At 60.1% G+C, this 17,978-nt stretch carries 17 protein-coding genes; 2 read left to right on the top strand and 15 right to left on the bottom strand.

Translation table 11 applies throughout. The features are described 5' to 3' along the window. Positions 1-45: 45 nt before the first annotated feature. From argF to H6866_02705, 10 genes are all read right to left on the bottom strand, one after another. Positions 46-1,014, bottom strand: a complete 969-nt coding sequence (gene argF / locus H6866_02750) for an ornithine carbamoyltransferase (GenBank protein ID USO08154.1) — start codon at positions 1,012-1,014, stop codon at positions 46-48. A gap of 8 nt (positions 1,015-1,022) precedes the next feature. Beyond that, entirely contained in the window at positions 1,023-1,652 is a 630-nt protein-coding gene (locus H6866_02745; protein USO08153.1) for a GNAT family N-acetyltransferase, read from the bottom strand. 304 nt (positions 1,653-1,956) lie between these two features. Next, on the bottom strand, positions 1,957-3,150 hold the full coding sequence (locus tag H6866_02740) for an amidohydrolase (protein USO08152.1): 1,194 nt from the start codon (positions 3,148-3,150) through the stop codon (positions 1,957-1,959). Positions 3,151-3,187: 37 nt separating this feature from the next. Continuing rightward, positions 3,188-5,902, bottom strand: a complete 2,715-nt coding sequence (locus tag H6866_02735) for a hypothetical protein (protein ID USO08151.1) — start codon at positions 5,900-5,902, stop codon at positions 3,188-3,190. 92 nt (positions 5,903-5,994) lie between these two features. Next, positions 5,995-7,023 carry an ABC transporter permease gene (locus H6866_02730; protein ID USO08150.1) on the bottom strand — a complete coding sequence of 343 codons (1,029 nt, stop codon included), beginning with the start codon at positions 7,021-7,023 and terminating at the stop codon, positions 5,995-5,997. Continuing rightward, entirely contained in the window at positions 7,020-8,051 is a 1,032-nt protein-coding gene (locus H6866_02725) for a hypothetical protein (protein USO08149.1), read from the bottom strand. Before H6866_02725 ends, H6866_02730 begins: the two co-directional genes overlap by 4 nt. Continuing rightward, positions 8,048-9,163, bottom strand: coding sequence for a microcin C ABC transporter permease YejB (locus H6866_02720; GenBank protein ID USO08565.1), 1,116 nt, complete (start codon positions 9,161-9,163; stop codon positions 8,048-8,050). The genes H6866_02725 and H6866_02720 overlap by 4 nt, the downstream gene beginning before the upstream one ends. A gap of 61 nt (positions 9,164-9,224) precedes the next feature. Then, positions 9,225-9,845 carry a histidine phosphatase family protein gene (locus H6866_02715; protein ID USO08148.1) on the bottom strand — a complete coding sequence of 207 codons (621 nt, stop codon included), beginning with the start codon at positions 9,843-9,845 and terminating at the stop codon, positions 9,225-9,227. Next, complete coding sequence (gene kdsB / locus H6866_02710) at positions 9,842-10,648, bottom strand: 3-deoxy-manno-octulosonate cytidylyltransferase (protein ID USO08147.1); 807 nt, start codon at positions 10,646-10,648, stop codon at positions 9,842-9,844. Before kdsB ends, H6866_02715 begins: the two co-directional genes overlap by 4 nt. 1 nt (position 10,649) lies before the next feature. Further along, positions 10,650-12,443 (bottom strand): ABC transporter substrate-binding protein, encoded by a 1,794-nt coding sequence (locus H6866_02705; GenBank protein ID USO08146.1) that lies wholly within the window; start codon positions 12,441-12,443, stop codon positions 10,650-10,652. 27 nt (positions 12,444-12,470) lie between these two features. On the opposite strand from H6866_02705, the gene H6866_02700 reads away from it, so the two are divergent. Further along, positions 12,471-12,908, top strand: a complete 438-nt coding sequence (locus H6866_02700) for a low molecular weight phosphotyrosine protein phosphatase (GenBank protein ID USO08564.1) — start codon at positions 12,471-12,473, stop codon at positions 12,906-12,908. A gap of 4 nt (positions 12,909-12,912) precedes the next feature. Here H6866_02700 and H6866_02695 read toward each other — a convergent pair whose 3' ends face one another. From H6866_02695 to pgsA, 3 genes are read right to left on the bottom strand one after another with little or no spacing between them, the layout of a single operon-like run. Then, positions 12,913-13,758, bottom strand: a complete 846-nt coding sequence (locus H6866_02695; protein USO08145.1) for a TIGR01459 family HAD-type hydrolase — start codon at positions 13,756-13,758, stop codon at positions 12,913-12,915. Further along, the gene (locus tag H6866_02690; protein ID USO08144.1) at positions 13,755-14,885 is read right to left on the bottom strand and encodes a quinone-dependent dihydroorotate dehydrogenase; all 1,131 of its coding nucleotides are present in this window, start codon (positions 14,883-14,885) and stop codon (positions 13,755-13,757) included. The genes H6866_02695 and H6866_02690 overlap by 4 nt, the downstream gene beginning before the upstream one ends. Beyond that, positions 14,825-15,400, bottom strand: a complete 576-nt coding sequence (gene pgsA / locus H6866_02685) for a CDP-diacylglycerol--glycerol-3-phosphate 3-phosphatidyltransferase (protein USO08143.1) — start codon at positions 15,398-15,400, stop codon at positions 14,825-14,827. The genes H6866_02690 and pgsA overlap by 61 nt, the downstream gene beginning before the upstream one ends. A 91-nt stretch (positions 15,401-15,491) precedes the next feature. Here pgsA and H6866_02680 point away from each other — a divergent pair, with 91 nt between their 5' ends. After that, on the top strand, positions 15,492-16,373 hold the full coding sequence (locus tag H6866_02680; protein ID USO08142.1) for a hypothetical protein: 882 nt from the start codon (positions 15,492-15,494) through the stop codon (positions 16,371-16,373). Between the two features lie 19 nt (positions 16,374-16,392). Here the strand turns inward: H6866_02680 and H6866_02675 are convergent, their stop codons facing one another. Both H6866_02675 and H6866_02670 read right to left on the bottom strand, forming a co-directional pair. After that, on the bottom strand, positions 16,393-17,160 hold the full coding sequence (locus tag H6866_02675) for a hypothetical protein (GenBank protein USO08141.1): 768 nt from the start codon (positions 17,158-17,160) through the stop codon (positions 16,393-16,395). An 8-nt stretch (positions 17,161-17,168) separates the two neighbouring features. Then, on the bottom strand, positions 17,169-17,903 hold the full coding sequence (locus H6866_02670; GenBank protein USO08140.1) for a response regulator transcription factor: 735 nt from the start codon (positions 17,901-17,903) through the stop codon (positions 17,169-17,171). Positions 17,904-17,978 lie beyond the last annotated feature (75 nt).

Genomic DNA, 17,978 nt, shown 5'->3' with positions numbered 1-17,978 from the left:
GCCACTATAGCCCGCCGGGCCATGCGTGGCCATAGTATTCGCCGCTTACAAGCCTGGGCGCGGGCGTACATTCACGCGGGCGTTTTCAAGGCACCACGCCAGAACGGCCTTTTGCGCGTGCAGGCGGTTTTCGGCTTCGTCGTAAACGACGCTTTGCGAGCCGTCCATGACTTCATTTGTCACTTCCTCGCCGCGATGGGCGGGCAGGCAGTGCATGAAAATCGCATCCTTTTTGGCGTGCGCCATCAGGCTCGCGTTTACCTGCCATGGCATGAACAGGGTGTTGTCCTTTTTCGTCTGTCCCATCGATGTCCATGTGTCGGTCACGATTACATCCGCGCCGGTGGCGGCTTTTCGCGGGTCGCGGACGATGCTGATGTTGGGGTGTTGGTATTCGACGGAATCAAGGGGCAGATGGGGTGGCGCGCTCATCGTCAGATGGAAGTCGAAAATTCCGGCGGCCTGCGCGAAGGTCCTGCTGACGTTGTTGTCGTCGCCGAACCACGATACGTTCAGGCCTTTGAGTTTTTTGCCGTGTTCCTCGATGGTCATCAGATCGGCCATGATCTGGCAGGGGTGCGAGGCGTCGGTCAGCGCGTTGATCACCGGGATTTCCGCGTCGCGCGCCAGTTCCTCGACCATCGTGTGGTCCGAGGCGCGGATCATGATCGCATCGGCGTAGCGCGACATGACCTTGGCCGTGTCGTAAATGCTTTCGCCATTGCCAAGCTGGATGTCGCCCTTGTTCAAAACCTCGACATGGCCACCGAGCTGTTTGAATGCCAGCGCAAAGGACATGCGGGTGCGGGTCGAAGGTTTGTCGAAAATCATCGCCAGCGACATGCCGTCAAAAATCTGGACGTGGCTGTATTTGTCCTTTTTTAGCGTGTGCGCGTTTTTAAGGATCTTTTTGAGCGTTTTTGCATCGAGATCGGCCAAATTGATAAAATGGCGCATGCCGTCGGTATCAGATCCGATTGCGATTTTTTGGGCGAGTTTTTTTGCGGGTGACATTCCGGACCTCAGGCGATTTTCAAAAAAGGTTGGTCTGCAAACATGGCGGCGGCGATGGGCTTGTGCATGAACACGCATTTATACGCTTCGCCCGCCACGGCGGTTTCCGGTCCGGGCGTGTAGCCGGCATGTTTGAACAACCGGATGCTGTCGGTGTTTTCAAGGTCGGTCTTGGCCAGAAGATGCGCACGGCCATTTTCGGCGGCGATCATCTGCGCGGCATCCAGCAGGGCCGACATCACGCCTTTGCCATTCTGGCCGGGCGCAAGGCCAACGGTCTGGACGATGGCGCAGTGTTCAGGTGCGTGGGTGCCGGGGCCGACCGGGTATCCCAACAGGTTTTTGCCGCCCCTTAGGTCGGGAAAAGTCAACAGCAATTGGCCGATCATGTTGCCCGCGGCGTCGAATGCGCCAAGGGCAACATTGCCATTGCGGACGTGGTTGCGGATGTCCGAAAACAGCCTGCGTTTGACCCAGTGCCGGCCGTGGGCGGGCAGGGCAGCCAGCACCTGTTGATGCAGGCGGATGAATTGACCGATGTCGTGGTTGGTGGCCGCGACGGGTTCGATGCGCGCGGCGGCGGCGAAACGCGGCTTTACCTGCGGCGCGAGGGCTGGGCTGTGTGCAGTGGCGGTCATTCGATGTCCTGTCATGTGCTGTGTGTACGCGATGCGTGGTCTGGTGCGTTTGGCACCGGCCCTGTGGCAGGAGTCAGCGAGCGTCGGATAAAGCGGAGGTTCATGCAAAGACGGTGGCATCCACCCGTTATTTCCAAAGCCGATGTCACCCACAGGGCGGCAATCAGCCTGGACGTCGTCGTCCCTCCGCGCTTTGGCGGGGACGGGCGAAAATACGGGTTCTCGTCAATGACATGCCTTTACTATGGGGGCATGGGCGGGGGAATTGTCAAATTTAATTTGCGAGGGCACCCTGACCCGCTTTCTATTTCAGGGGCAGTTCGGTTTCCACGATCTCGGCGAAATAGTCCATGGCGATGGGCAGAACCTCGTCGTTGAAGTCGTAGCCGGGGTTGTGCAGGCTGCGGTTGTGGGGGCTTTTCTTGTCGGCCATGCCCTGACCGATGTGCACATAGGCGCCGGGCACCTGCATCATCATGCCGCCGAAATCCTCGCCCCCCAGTGAGGGGCGCATATCGGTTTCGACGTTTTCCGCCCCCAGAATGCGGCGCAGCGCGGTTATCGCGATCGCGGTCTGTTCGGCGTGGTTGATGGTGGCGTCGATCTCGCGCTCGTAATGCACCGACACCTTGGCGCCATAGGCGTTGCAGATTTCGGTGGTGATGGTCTTGAGGCGCGATTCCATCGTATCGCGCACATCCGGGTCGAAGCTGCGCACCGTGCCGGTGATCACGGCCTGATCGGGGATGACGTTGAACGCGCCCGTGCCCGCGTTGAAATTGGTGATCGAAAGCACCGCCATGTCCTGCGGCGCGACCATGCGGGCGACGATGGTTTGCAGGGCATTGACGATCTGCGCGCCGACGACGATGGGATCGACGCATTGCGCGGGATAGGCGGCATGGCCGCCATGGCCCACGATTTCGATGCGGAAGGTGTCGACCGCGGCCATCAGGGCGCCGACGCGCGTGCCCGCGCGACCCAGCGGCAATTGCGGCCAGTTGTGCAGGCCATAGACCGCATCGCAGGTCAAATCGTCCTTGAACAGGCCGTCGCGCATCATGGCGAACGCGCCGCGCCCGCCTTCCTCGGCCGGTTGAAAGATCAGCAGCACGCGGCCGTCGAAATTCTTCGTTTCGTTTAAATATTTCGCCGTGCCCAACAGGATCGAAGTATGTCCGTCATGGCCGCAGGCGTGCATCCGCCCCGGCACCTGCGAGGCCCATGGCTGGCCCGAGGTTTCATTGATCGGCAGCGCGTCCATGTCGGCGCGCAGGCCGACGGTGCGGTTCGACGTGTTCTGCCGTCCTTCGATGATGCCGACGATGCCGGTCTTGCCCAGACCGCGTTTGAAGGGGATGCCCCATTCGCCCAGTTTGTGCGCGACAAGGTCGGATGCGTAATGCTCCTCGTACATGATGCCGGGGTTCTGGTGCAGGTCGTGCCGCCAGGCCGCGACCTCGTCCTTCATCGGGGGAATGGAATTGCGTCGTGTCATGCCATGATAATGGCTGGAAACCCGATTTGGTTCAAGGTTATGTCACGACAAGGTGCGGATTTCGCTCGTTATTCCGTTTGCGTTCGGCGACATAGTCCGCAAGAGCGCGGTCATACTGGGCCATGCCGCCGCGCTGGCGCACCATTTTAAAATCCCCACTGACGACGGACAGGTGGGTATTCAAGGAAGGCATGATCGCTTTGCAGGTTTCCTCATCCGCCTCGTGCAGCGGTGTCAGGAATTTCCGGCCCAGCGCATAACCTTGCCAGCGCATGATTTCGCCCGGGGTCAGCGTTTCAGGATGCGTGTAGTCCACGCCGCTTTCGGCACTGACCAGCGCGCATGTCCCTTGCTTGCGCAAAGACGCCCTTTGCCGAAGCGTGTTTTTAAGCATTTTACGATCGATGCCCAATGCGTCGATGCGCTTTTCGCATTGTTGCAAAAGCGGGTGGGTGTGGGGCACGATATATAACAGGCTATTATAGATCAGGCCCGCGTAATACAGCATCACGATATCGGCTTCGCCCGTGCATTCAGATTGGTCTTTGCGTATCAGCCCGGCCAGTTTTTCGACCCCGTCGAAAAAAATGTCGATCTTTTTCTTCAGCTTGCGTCCCGTCACCGTGTGATCAAGCCGGGCGCGGTAAAGTTGCGCATGCGTGTGCAGGGCATGGAATTCATAAGGATTTTCGCCCAGATTGGCCAGTCCGGCACGGCGACCAACATCAGAATGATAGATGTGCAGATAGGAGCTTCTGCTCCATTCAAAGGGTAAATCGCTTTGCAGCGTGAGCATGCCGGTTTCGTACCGTCCGGAAAGAATGCGTGCATAAGGTTGCTGACCCTCGCGCAGCGCGGCACCGTTCACCAGGAAATAGGCGTTGATGTTTCTGGCCGTCAGATGATGAAAGTAATCGTGATTTTTGATGGATTCGATGTCCTGTAATGTCCGCAGGATTTCATCCATGCCGTGGGATCGCGTAGCATGATAGATGCTGTCATGAATCATCAGCAGGGGAAGGGCGTATAATTTGTCCTCGGTGACCGGCGTTCCTGCCGCCATACGCGTTTCGCGCTTGCGGACAAGCATGAAGTCGAATTTGCTGCGCAAGGGCATGCCGCGGTCATAGGCGATCGTGCTGACGCCGAATAAACCGCTGATTCCAATGCCTAGTTTGGCGCCATATCCATCAAAATAGGCGTTATCGGGCGCCATGTATCTGCTGAACAGGTTGGGTTCATTCAAGCTTAGCGGCGCGATCACCGGGCGTTGCGTCTGGACCAGATTCATAAAGGTCGCGACGTTACCAAACAGCGCGCGCAGCGCGCGGCGGTCGGCAACGCCTTCCTGCGCCAGCGCGTTCCAGACCGGGGCCAGATCGCTGTTCTGGGCGTGCGCGGCCGTGCGCAGCGGCATCAACAGGAAGGCGTCGAACCCAGGTTCCATGCGATGATCCAGAATCGGGGCAAGAGCATCGAGGATTTCGCCTGTCTTCGGCGCGGCATAACCGTATTGCGGATAGTGCTCAGCAAGAAGGATCGCGGCGGAAGTGCGCAAGTATGGCCGGTCGTTTGATGTTGCCGCGGCGGTCATGGATTCGTATAAAGCGCGCGCCTGTCCGGCGGTTAAAATATCGTGGCGGAAATGCAGGCCGTAATCCGGCGTGCTGATGAAATGCAAAATGTCGACATGGCGCGCGGCGGGCCGGGCCAGCATCGCATCGACGATGTTTGTGCCAAGCGCGCGCATTTCGTCGCTATCAGGTTGCAGGATTTCTTTCATCCGCTCGATTTTCTTCCAGCCATCGGCGGGGGTGGCGGCGGTGAATGCATCCGTTATGGATTGGGTGAAATGTTCCAGCAATGCACCACGCGCGGGTGCCAGCGCGGCGCGGGCTTGCGGTTGCAAATCCGGGCCCATTTTATGCGAAAGCGTTTGCAGTCTTTCGATTTTATCCATGCGTCCGCCAGCCAGAAAGGCGTCGGCCATTTGCTTGACCTGTGTGCCAGAACCGATGGCGTCGTATGTGGAAAATGTTTTCAGCCGGCCTGCTTCCTCCAGCAGTTCGAGCGCGCATTCAGGGTGGCCAGCGTCGATAAACACCGCCAGGACATGGCGGCCATACGCGTCGATGGCTTTTTGGGAAACGCGCCATTTATTGCGCAATTCGTTCAGGCCGGTACAAGCGACAACGATATAATCTTCCTGAAGATTGTCGCGGATATTGCGCCAGAGGTCCTTTATATTCCCGCGGCGTTGCGAGGCCTGTTGCCGCTTTATATCCGCCGCGACGTCCGGATACAGGCCGGAAAAAAACCTGTACCAGAGTTCGCAATTATCCGGATGCTGATAGGTGAGCGCGTATTTGCCGAGTTTTCGCGCCTCGTCGCGTGTGATGCTTTGGTCAAGCGGCTCCAGCATTTCGCGTATGCGATCGCTGTAGATCAATTCCAATATGCTGCCCGTGCGTCCCGTATCGAAATAGGTTTCGATCAGCCGGCGGGCGAAAGGGCGCAGCCATTCCTGTTCGATCGCGCCGCGCCGCAATTCATAGGAGAGTTCCGTCAGATCCGCGCTTGAGAGAGTGAATTTTCCTTCCGCCACCCTGCTTAGAATCCGCGCTGTCAGCGTGTCCATGCGCGCGCGTCCCTCGGCATCGGATTCGAAGGGCGGTTCCTCGTGCATGAAGCGAAAATGCGCAAAAATCTCGCGCGCCTTTGCGGGTGGTTTTTTGAACAGAAGTTCCGACATGGCCTGTTTTAGGTTTTTAGAAACCCCAATTGTTTACATAATCTTTTATCGTTATGCAAGTTTTGTGGCCGGGGATGGTGGGCGAGATGCCATTAAAGCGCGGTTTTGCGCGGGTCGAAGGCATCGCGCACGGCTTCGCCGACGAAGGTCAGCAAAGTGAGGATCAGCGCGATGCTTAAAAACGCAGTGATGCCAAGCCATGGGGCTTCGAGGTTGTTTTTGCCCTGCTGTAAAAGTTCGCCCAGGCTGGGCGAGCCGGGCGGCAGGCCGAAGCCGAGAAAATCGAGCGAGGTCAGCACCGTGATCGACCCGGTCAGGACGAAGGGGATCAGGGTCAGGGTCGCGACCATCGCGTTGGGCAGAACGTGGCGGACCATGATGACGGGGTTGGAAACGCCCAGCGCACGCGCGGCGCGGACGTAATCGAAATTACGGGCGCGCAGGAATTCGGCGCGCACCACATCGACCAGCGTGGTCCACGAAAACAGCAGCATGATGATCAAAAGCGACCAGAATCCGGGTGTGATGACCGACGCCATGATGATCAGGATGAACAGCACCGGCAGTCCGGACCAGATTTCGATGAAACGTTGCATCAACAGGTCGGTGCGGCCGCCGAAATAACCCTGAATGCCGCCCGCCGTGACGCCGACCAGCGAGGAAACGAGGGTGAGGGCAAGGCCGAAAAGAATGGAAATACGCAGGCCGTAGATCAGCCGCGCCAGCACGTCGCGGCCCTGATCATCGGTGCCCAGCCAGTCCTCGCGGTCGGGCGGCGATGGCGCGGGTTTCGGGTTGGCGAAATTGATGGTGTCGTAGCTGTAGCGTATCGGCGGCCAGATCATCCAGCCGCGCTTTTCGTGGATCAGGTTTTGCACATAGAGGTCGCGGAAATCGGCCTCGGTTTCAAAATCGCCGCCCAATGCCTTTTCGGTGACAAGCTGGAAAACCGGCATATAGGTATGGCCGGGTACATGCAGGATAATCGGTTTGTCGTTGGCGATGAATTCCGCGCACAGGCTCAGACCGAAAATCAGCAGAAACAGGATCAGCGAATAACAGCCGCGGCGGTTGGCGCGGAATTGTTGAAGCCTGCGGCGGGTAAGGGGGGAAAGGGTCATGCCACCAGCCTTCTGACGTCGCGCATTCTTAAAATTTCCGGGCCTGACGCCGCGATAAAGGCCGGAGCCGAGCGGGTCGTTTCGTGCGGTATGGCATAGCGGATTTCGGCACCCGTCGCACGTTCGTGGATAACGCCGCCCGCGGCCAGCAGAATCGCGTGCGCGGGCGCAAGTTCGGATTGCGGCAGCGGGCGGTTATGCAGGTAAAGGTCGAAACTGCCCTGGGCCAGACGGCACAGGCCATAGGACGCGCCCGTATCGGTGAAGTTGCGGCTTATACCGTGGGTGTTTCGTGCCGCGCGGAAGGCGGATGATTTTCGGTCGCCGTATATCGTCGCTGCGACTTGTTTTCGGGGGTCGCGGGCTTTGACGGAGATAGCGCGGGCGCGTTTCGCGGTGTGCAGATCACACCAATGGGGGGCGTGGGCGATTCCGGCATACGTCCGATTCAGGCGCGGCAGGTGGACGATCCCGGCGATCGGGCGGCCATGGTCGATCAGCGCGATGCCCAGCGAGGCATCATCGGCATCGACGCCCGAAAACGCGTTGATCAGCCACCAGCGGTGTGTATGGCGCGGGACCATGTCGTGCACCGGCGCATCACTTACGACCGGCAATTTTGGCGTTATGGCGCGCAGACCGGCGGCAAGGATACCGCGTGCGTCACTGTGCGCCTCGTCCTGCGGGAAGGCTGCGCCCATGCCGTTGACATGCGCCGCGCCCGCGCGGGCGTTGAAGTGGCGGCGCAGCGGTTCGCCCGCCAGTTTCGCCACGTCCATCAGCGCACGCATGAAGGCCTCACGGTTTTTTGGGGTGCGTTTATAGTTCGCGACGATGAACTGGGCGCGTTGCTGTTCAAAGGCGGCAACACGGCTGCGCAGCGTGGCGATATCCTCGCCTTCAAACATCGGCAGGTCGATCTGGCGCCTTGGGCCAGCAACGTCCAGTTCGTTCAGTCGTGCAATTAGGCTGGCTTTAAGGGCCGCGTCGTCGGCGATGCCTTGGCGGGTGGCGCGGATGCCGGTCATGCGGCCCTCGTATTAAAATCGATGCGCGGGTCGACCAGCACATAGGTGATGTCGGAAACGATTTTCAGCACCAGACCCATCAGGGTGAAAACATACAGCGTGCCGAACATCACCGGGTAGTCGCGGTTGATGGTCGATTCAAAACCCAGAAGCCCCATGCCGTCGAGGGAGAAGATGACCTCGGTCAGCAGGTTGCCGGTAAAGAAAATCGCCATGAAGGCGCCGGGAAATCCGGCGATGACGATCAGCATCGCGTTGCGAAAGACGTGGCCGTACAGGACGCGGCGTTCGCCCAAGCCCTTGGCACGGGCGGTCAGCACGTATTGCTTGCCGAGTTCGTCGATAAAGGAATTCTTGGTCAGCATGGTCAGGCCCGCGAAGCCGGAAATGACCAGCGACGCCACGGGCAGGGTGACGTGCCAGAGGTAATCGAGCGCCTGTTTCCACCATGGGAAACCCTCCCACCCATCCGAGGTGAGGCCGCGCAGCGGAAACCAGTCAAGGTAACGGCCGCCCGCGAACAGGATGATCAGCAGGATGGCGAACAGGAAAGACGGTATGGCGTAGCCCACGAAGATCACGCCGGAGCTCCAGACATCGAAGGCAGAGCCGTCCCTGACCGCCTTGCGGATGCCCAGCGGAATGGAGATCAAATAAATCAGCAGCGTCGACCACAGGCCGAGCGTGATCGACACCGGCATTTTTTCGACGATCAGGCTGGTAACGCTGACGTCGCGGTAATAACTTTGGCCGAAATCGAATTTCAGATCGTTCTTCATCATCAGGAAAAAACGTTCGTGCAGCGGCTTGTCGAAACCGAACTGTTTTTCCAACTCGGCGATGAAGGCGGGGTCCAGCCCTTGCGCGCCGCGATATTTACTGCTCGATCCGCCGCCCGCGCTGCCGGGTTCCGGTGCCTTCATGCCCTTGGCGGTGTCGCCGCCCGCGCCGGAAAAACGAGCCGTCGCCTCGGTGTCCAGTCCCTGGATTTTGGCGATCATCTGTTCGACCGGGCCGCCGGGCGCAGCCTGCACGATCAGGAAGTTGAGCAGCATGATGCCGAACAGCGTCGGTATGATCAGCAGCAGGCGGCGCAGGATATAGGCGGAAATGGACATCAGGGCATTGTAATCGCCCGCTGCAACACGGGCAACAGCCCGAAAAGCCCGTTTGTTAAGGTTTTACATTCCAGTGCGCGATCATCCACAGGCCGCCGGAGCCTTCAAAAATCGACAGGGCGCCGGTCGACATTTTGCGGTTTTTGATTGTAACGACGTCGGCGCCGTTGCCCGCGATCTGCGGGGCGAACCGTGCGACGCCGTTCGAGGTGACGACCAGAACCGTCTGGTCCGGGTGGGTTTTTTCGCAGTAGGCGGCGAAATCCTGCCAGCGTTTGGAGAGCACTTCCGGTTTGGGCGACCATTCGCGCGGCATGATGTTGCCCTGTTCCCATTTCGCGAACGCCTCGACCCCCAGACGCGCCACGATTTCCGGGTCGGTCTTGTTTTCGTCGGGTCCGTGGTCGATTTCGTCGAACAGGTCGGATTGCTGGATGGCGCGGCGGATATCCATTTCGGTCAGCGCGGCCTCGGCCGTTTCGCGGGTGCGGATCAGGCGCGAGGTGTAAACGGCATCGGGCACCATGGCGTTGTCGCGCAGCCATGCGCCGAGCCTGCGGCCCTGCTCCTTGCCTTTGTCGGTCAACGGCAAATCGGTGCGCGCGCCGATGCGGCGGGGCGTTTCGTCGGCGTTGAAGGTATTGCCGTGGCGGGCGACGATCAAACGGATTGTCATACGGATTCTTCCTGTTCGATGATCTTTTTCGCGCGTTCCAGATCTTCCGGCGAATCGATGCCGGCGTGAATCAGCAGGCCAGGCGTGATTTCAACGCACTGGACGGGGATGCCGTTTTCGATGAAGCGCAATTGCTCCAACCCCTCCAGTTCCTCGTACGTGCCGGGTTTGAGGTTGGTGAAACGTTCAAGCATGGCGACCTGATAACCGTAAAGGCCCAGATGCTGGTAGACGGGCGAAAATTCCCCGGTTTCGCGCAGGGCCTTTTCCTTGCGGATCGCGGGAATGACGTTCTTGGAAAACCACAGGGCGCGGCTTTGGGTGTTGACCGCGACCGTGGTGCCGGAAAAAGGCGTGGTTTTCTTGGCTTCGCGCAGGGCGTCGAGTTCGGCCCAGCGCAAGCGTTTGACCGGCGTCGCGACCTTGGTCGCGGGATGGGTCCAGAATTCGTCGAGCATGGCCCGGATCGCAGCCACCGGCATCAGCGGCGCATCGCCCTGAAGGTTGATGACGACGTCGTCGGAGATCAGGCCCATTTTATCCGCCGCCTCGATCACACGGTCGGAGCCGGTCGCGCAATCCTCCGGCGTCATGACCACGGGCATGGATTTGTCGCGGCAATGCGCGGCGATGCGTTCGTCGTCCGTCGCCACCGCGATGCGGATATCGGGGTCGCCGGCCACCGCGTCCTTCGCCTTGGCGTAGACGCGTTCAAGCATGGTGCGCCCGCCCAGTTCGGCCAAAGGCTTGCCGGGAAAGCGCGTCGACCCATAGCGGGCAGGGATGATGATGCAGATGCTCATGTCATTTTCCGTTCGTTGATTCCGGGGTGGTCCACCATGTGTCGACGATGCCAAGGTCGTATGGCGCCTGCGCCGATGGGCGCCCAAAGCGGTTCCAGTGCGCGACCTTCCACAGATCCGTGTACCATTGCGGGACGACATAGTAATTCCAAAGCAGCACCCGGTCGAGCGCCTTGACCGCGGCGACCAGATCCTCGCGCGTTTCGGCGGTTGCGATTTTGTCGATCATCGCATCGACCACGGGGTTTTTGACGCCGATAAGGTTGCGCGATCCCGGCGCGTCGGCCTTGGCCGAGCCCCAGTAATCGCGCTGTTCGTTGCCGGGGCTTAGGGATTGGCCGAAGCCGGAGATGGTCATGTCGTAATCGAAATCGTTCAGGCGCGCGACCATCTGGCTGGTGTCGACGACGCGGAAATTCGCCTCGATCCCGATGCGTTTGAGGTTGCGGATGAAAGGCAGGACCCAGCGTTCAAATTCGGCCTGATTGTCGACGATTTCAAAGGACAGGCGCACGCCGTTTTTGGCACGCACGCCGTCAGCGCCGATGGTCCAGCCCGCGTCGTCGAGGATTTTCGCGGCCTGACGCAGGTTGTCGCGCACGTTGCCGGTACCGTCGGTGACCGGGTTTTTGTATTCCTGCGTGAACAGTTCGGGCGGCAGCCGGTCGCGGAAGGGTTCAAGCAGCGCCAGTTCCTTTCCTTCCGGCAGGCCGGTCGCGGCGTATTCCGAATTGGTGAAATAGGAATAATCGCGTTTGTACGCGCCGTGGGCCAGCGCCTTGTTCGACCATTCAAAGTCGAAGGCATATTGCAAAGCGCGGCGCACCGCGCGGTCGGCGAAAACCGGGCGGCGGGTGTTCATGATGAAACCCTGCATCCCGGCGGGCAGGCCGTTTTTGATTTCCTCTTTCACGATGCGGCCGTCGCGCACCGGGGGGGCGTCGTATCCGGTGGCCCAGACTTTGGCGATATATTCCTGCCGCACGTCGTAGCGGTTGGCGAAGAACGCCTCCACCGCCACGGTGGCATCGCGGTAGTAATCGACCGTAATGCGATCGAAATTGTACCGGCCCTTGCCGACCGGCAGGTCGTCGCCCCACCAGTCCTTGACGCGTTCGTAGGTGATGGAATGGCCGGGATCGACCGAGGCGATTTTATAGGGACCGTCGCCGACCGGCGGTTCCAGCGTGGTCTTGGTGAAGTCGTGCTTTTCCCAGTAATGTTTGGGCAGGACAGGCATCTGGCCCATGATCAGCGGCAATTCGCGGTTGCCTGCGCGCTTGAATTTAAAAGTCACGCGCGTGGGGGTTTCGGTTTTGGCGCTTTCGACGTCGTGGTAATAGGAGGCATAGAACGGCGCGCCGTCCTTCATCAGTGTGTCGAATGACCACACGACATCGGCGGCGGTCACCGGCTGTCCGTCGGACCATTTGGCGTTTTTGCGCAAGTTGAAGGTGACGGAAGACCTGTCCTCCGGCATTTCGACGCTTTCGGCAAGAAGGCCGTATTCGGTGAACGCCTCGTCCGACGAACCCGTCATCAGCGTGGTGTAAAGCAGCCCCAGATTGTCGGCGGGCACGCCCTTGACGATAAAGGGGTTGAGGGTGTCGAAGGTGCCGATGGCCGAAAGGCGCAGCGTACCGCCCTTGGGCGCGTCGGGGTTGACGTAATCGAAATGGGTAAAGCCGGCTTGATATTTGGGTGCGCCGTAAATCGCAAGTCCGTGCACGGGTTCGGCGGCAAGGGCATGAAGGGGAAGCAGCAGGGCGGCGGTCAGGAGCAGGCGGCGCAGCATGGAACCTCGGACAAAGTTTGGTAAACTATAACCATGAAAATCCTATTTGTCTGTACCGGGAATATCTGCCGATCCCCCACCGCCCATGCGGTTATGCGCCATAAGGTGCGCGCGGCGGGGCGGGCGGATATCGTCGTCGATTCCGCCGGCACGCACGGCTATCACACGGGCGAAGGGGCGGACCGGCGCGCGGTTGCGGCGGCGCAGGCGCGCGGCTATGCGATGGACGATCTGCGCGCGCGTCCGGTAACGCACGCGGATTTCGCCGATTTCGACCTGATCCTGTGCATGGACGCGGGGCATAAGCTGATCCTTGAACGTGTGGCACCGAAGGACGCGCAGCATAAAATCCGCATGTTCGACCGGCGCGACGTGGGTGACCCGTATTACGGCGGCGAAAGCGGGTTCGAGGACGTGCTGGACCAGATCGAGGCCGCGTGCGACGTGTGGCTGGACGCGGTGTGAATTATCAGGGTTTGAAGCCGTGCATCAACGCGCTGGGGGCGGGTCTGCCCGCCAGCGCCCGTTCGACCTTGGCGGCGTCGATGGTGCCTTTGGTGCTGACTTCGTCCCAATGGATGCCGATGACGTTCCAGACCACGTCGCAGCCGAAATTCGCGGCACCGGCGATATCGGTCAGCAATCCGTCGCCAATGGCCAGAATGCGCGATTTGTCCGGATTGCCCAGCATCGCGCGCGCCTGATCGTAAATCGGGCGGTATGGTTTTCCGATCCATGTCACCGTGCCGCCCGCGTTTTCATAGCGTTCGGCCAGAGCACCCACGCATAGATGCAGGGTGGCGCCGTAACCGACGATGCGGTCCGGATTGCCGCACACCATCGGCAGATCGCGCGCGCGGGCGCGGGCCAGTACAGCGTCGTAATCCACGGCTATGGCATCGTATGGCACCAGAGAGCCGTATATGAAATCGGCGGCGTCGATCTCGAATACGCGTTCAAGTCCTGCGTTGTCTATGGCGGTCGATTCCTCCTCGTCCCAGAAGGTATAGACTTTCTGTCCCGCGTGATGGTCGCGCATATGGGCGTGCGCGGCCTCGCCGGAGGTCAGGATGTGGTCGTACAGATCGGGGCCGATGCCGATGGGACCCAGCACTTTTTCGATCACGCGGGTGGCGCGGTTGGGTGAATTGGAAAGCAACAACACCTGTTTGCCCGCGGCTTTGAGCGTACGCAGCGCATCCGCCGCGCCGGGATAGGCATTGCGCCCGTCATGCAGCACGCCCCAGACGTCGATGATGAAATGGTCGTATGTGTCGGCGATCTGTTCGATGCCCTGAATCAGTTTCGGGGTCATCGGTGGTCCGCGCCGATGGCTTCGGTAATGCTGCCAAATCCATCGCGGCGCAGAAGATCGGCGAGGCCGGATTTGATGTCGCCCACCAGCGCGGGGCCGTGATAGACCAGCGCGGTGTACAGTTCGACCAGCGATGCACCGGCACGAATTTTGGCATAGGCATCGGTGGCCGATGAAATGCCGCCCGCGCCGATGATCGGCAGCCTGCCGCCGGTGAGTGCGTAGAAGGCGCGGATGGTTTCGGTCGCGCGGTCGCGCAGCGGTGCTCCCGAAAGTCCGCCTTGCTGTTGCGCGAAGCCGGTGGCCAGCGTGTCGGGGCGCGCGATGGTGGTGTTGGTCAGGATCAGGCCGTCGATCCCGGCCTCCAGCACGGTTTTGGCGATGTCCTCGCATTCATCTTGTGTCAGGTCGGGCGCGAATTTGACCAACAGGGGCGGCTGTTTCGGGCCGCAGACCAGCGCGCGGCGCCCCAACAGCGCATCCAGCATGGGCAGTAAATATTCACGTCCCTGCAATGCGCGCAGGCCCGGCGTGTTGGGGGAGGAGACATTGACCGCCAGATAATCGGCCATGGGCGCGAAGCGCTCGATCAGGGTCAGGTAATCCGCCGCCGCGTCCTCGGTGTCCTTGTTCTTACCAATATTGATGCCGACGATGCCGGCGCGGTTGCGGCCCTTTTCACGGAAGGCGCGGTAGTGCCGGGTGAATGCATTCATGCCGTCGTTGGGGAAGCCCATGCGGTTGATCACCGCGCGCGCGGCGGGATCTCGGAACACGCGCGGGCGCGGGTTTCCGGTCTGGGGCCGGGGGGTGACGGTGCCTGCCTCGACGAAGCCGAAGCCGAGGGCAAAGATACCGTCCAATGCCTCGGCGTTCTTGTCGAAACCCGCCGCCATGCCGACGGGGTTTTTGAATTCCAGATTCCACAAAGTCTGCGCAAGGATCGGGTCGGCGGAATTTTTGTCGCGCGGGTGCAACCCCATGGCCAGTGCGCGCAGCGTGGCCTTGTGCGCGGTTTCGGCGTCAAGCGCGTGCAGGGCCGGGCGCAGCAGGGGGAACAGGTCTTTCACGACCCGGTCTCGTCCATCGCCTGAATATGCGCAAGGCCCTTGCGCATGTAATCCCATCCGGTGACGACGGTCAGAACGGCGGCGAAGGTCAGCCCGACTTGGCCGATCAGCAAAGTGTGCGGCAGCACGACATCGCCGTGGCGTCCCATGATCAGGAAGCCCATCGCGAACATCTGGAAGACGGTCTTCCATTTGGCCAGGCGCGAAACGGGCAGCATGATGCGGTGCGGGCCGAGAAATTCACGCAGGCCCGCGATCAGCATTTCGCGCATCATGATGACGATGGCGGGAATGGTCCAGATACCCGGCAGGCGGTTAAAAGCCGCGATCAGGATCAGCATCGCCGCGACCAGCAGTTTGTCGGCGATAGGGTCGAGAAAGCGACCAAAGGCCGACATCTGGTTCCAGCGCCGCGCCAGATAGCCGTCGAAGAAATCGGTGACCGCACCCAGCGTGTAAACCCCCAAGGCCGCCCAAAGCGACCAGCGTTCCTGCATCAGGAACAGAGCGCAGAGCACCGGGATGATCGCGATGCGGAACAGGGTCAGGAGGTTTGGCAGGTTTAGACGCATGGGCGTACGTTAAAGGAATAAGGCGGTTCTGCAACAGCCTGAAATCCGATAAAAACTTGTCTTATCTCTTTTCATAATTATAATCGAGGCCATGGGCGATTACGGCGACAAAGCGCTGGACCGGCTTTTCAGCGGATTTGAGTACATCCTGCCGGACGGGGATATCGACCTTGTCTGGAAGTTTTTCTGCGCCTTGAACCTGCCGGTCCCGCAGCGCGACGAATACATCGCTGGCAATGAATGCCTGCTGGTCTTTTTACGGCGCTATGGGATGGTGGTGCGCATTGGATCCAATCTGGATGTCGATACGGATATCGACCATCCGCATGTCCTCAGGCCGATCGCGCAGTGCAAAGGCGCCGATATCGTCATTGAGTTGTTGCCCGCGCTTGTCGTGGAGCATCGTCTTGAAGGGTCGAGAAGAACGGTCATAAGTATCCTGAAAAAATCAGGCATAAGTGTTCATGACCCGATAGCGGAGAATTTTGGATATCTGCCAGATGAAAGCGGTTTTTGTCTTGTCCTTGACAGGGGCTGTGTAAGCCGGTTCTGGCCGATCGGCGAGGAAAAGAAAAAAATCGCTACACTGGACCCGGGCTTTGTAAAGCGGGGGCTTCAAAGAATCTTTCGTTTCATCGTTGGGCCTGACGACGATGTTTCCGAAACATTTGCTTCCGATCTTGACCAGGGCATCGACCGGCAGGCCGAATATTTCGCGCCGGTCGTCGCAAAAGCGCGTGCGCTTTTGCCCGATTTTTCACAGCCGATCGGCCAGATCCTGCAACAGGACAATGTCACGGGCGTGCAGGAATTCTGGGCCTATTGCGAGGCCGAGGTTGAAAAATCGCGGCGAGGCGAGTGCGGCGTTCTGTTCAACCCGTGGGGCAGGTACCGCGTTGCGCCGGGAACGGTGGACCCTCCGTTCAAAATCGAAAGCATCCCCAACGTCGCCGCGCGATATATGCCGGTCTGACACGCATATCGCCAAGGGTTTATTTATCCAGCGTGGCGATCAGTTTGTCGCGGATGGCCTTGCGGCGGGCGTTCCATGTCGCGTCGTCGACAAAGGGCGATGCGGCGGGTTGCGGTTGGGCGGATTGCGCGTCGGCGGCGGGTGCGCTTGCGTCAGCCCCCATGTTCGGCATGGTGTTCGTTCCGTCCCGGCATACCCAGGCGGCGGCGGGGCGCGATGCCTTGCGGGTGTCGTAGGCGTCGATGGCTTCGCGCATTTTTTCCTTCGCGTCGGCGGGAAACTGCCTGTACATCGCGACCATGTCGTCGGTCAGCCCCTGCCAGCCGTGCAGGGCCGCCTGTCCCGCCGTCTGATCGGCGCAGCGGGCGATGTCCTCGCGCAGGATCAGGCTGTCGCCCAGATAGCGGATCACGGACTGGGTCTGGAACATCGCGGCCTGTTGCGCATGTTCCGGGTTTCTTGCGAAGGTGTTGGCCAGTTTCGCCTCGATCACCGCGAGGGTCAGACCATAGCGCGGGTCGGCGCTGTCGGTGTCGCGGGCGGAGAGAAAGCGCGTCGTGCCCATCAGTTTTTCAGGATCGACGTCGGCGTCGGAGACGGTCCTGCCGATCAGGTCGATCGCCGCCTCGGTGCCCTGCGACGTGTCGATGTCCTGTAAATGTTTTTCAAAGGCCAGCGTGGCCGCCGAAGGCTGGCCAGAAGATTCCTGCGCACGGGCGGGAAGGGACGCATACGCAAGCGAAAACGCCGCGAGTCCAAGCACGCCCGCGATCAGGCGGCGGGGCATGCGCTGGATCATGCGGTGGCTTTCTTCTTGCCCGAATCCTTTTCCGCCTTGTTGTCGCCGGCAGTGTCGGGATCGCGCAGGACATAGCCGCGGCCCCAGACGGTTTCGATGTAGTTGATGCCGTTCGACGCGTCCTCAAGCTTTTTGCGCAATTTGCAGATGAACACGTCGATGATCTTGATTTCCGGCTCGTCCATCCCGTTGTACAGGTGGTTGAGGAAGGTTTCCTTGGCCAAGGTCGTGCCCTTGCGCAGGGCAAGGAGTTCGAGGATGCCGTATTCCTTGCCGGTCAGGTGGACCGGCTTGCCGTCGACGTCGACGGTGCGGGAATCGAGATTGACCACCAGCCGGTCGCCGACCTTGATCTGGTTCTGGCTGTGGCCCTTGGAGCGGCGGATAATCGCCTGAACCCGCGCCATCAGTTCGCGCTTGTCGAAAGGCTTGGTCAGGTAGTCGTCGGCGCCGAAGCCCAGCCCCTTGATCTTGTTGTCGAGCTCGGCGAGGCCCGAAAGGATCAAGATCGGGGTTTCGATCTTGGCCGCGCGGAGTTTTTTGAGGACGTCATACCCGTCCATGTCGGGGAGCATGAGGTCGAGGATGATGATGTCGTATTCATAGACCTTGCCGAGATCGAGGCCTTCTTCGCCCAGATCGGTGGTGTCGACGACGTGGCCGTCGGATTTGAGCATCATTTCGATGCTCTTGGACATGGAGCTGTCGTCTTCTACGAGCAGGACGCGCATGGCGGTTTCCTTATCTTACAGGTGGCGTATTTTGGCCAACTATGTTAACCTTGGTTAAAATTTTAACAAAGTTTA

This window comes from Rhodospirillales bacterium, from assembly GCA_023898805.1.
Lineage (GTDB): Bacteria > Pseudomonadota > Alphaproteobacteria > Micavibrionales > UBA1664 > UBA6145.
Note: the sequence above shows the minus strand (reverse complement) of the source record. Positions and strands in the feature narration are given on the sequence as shown.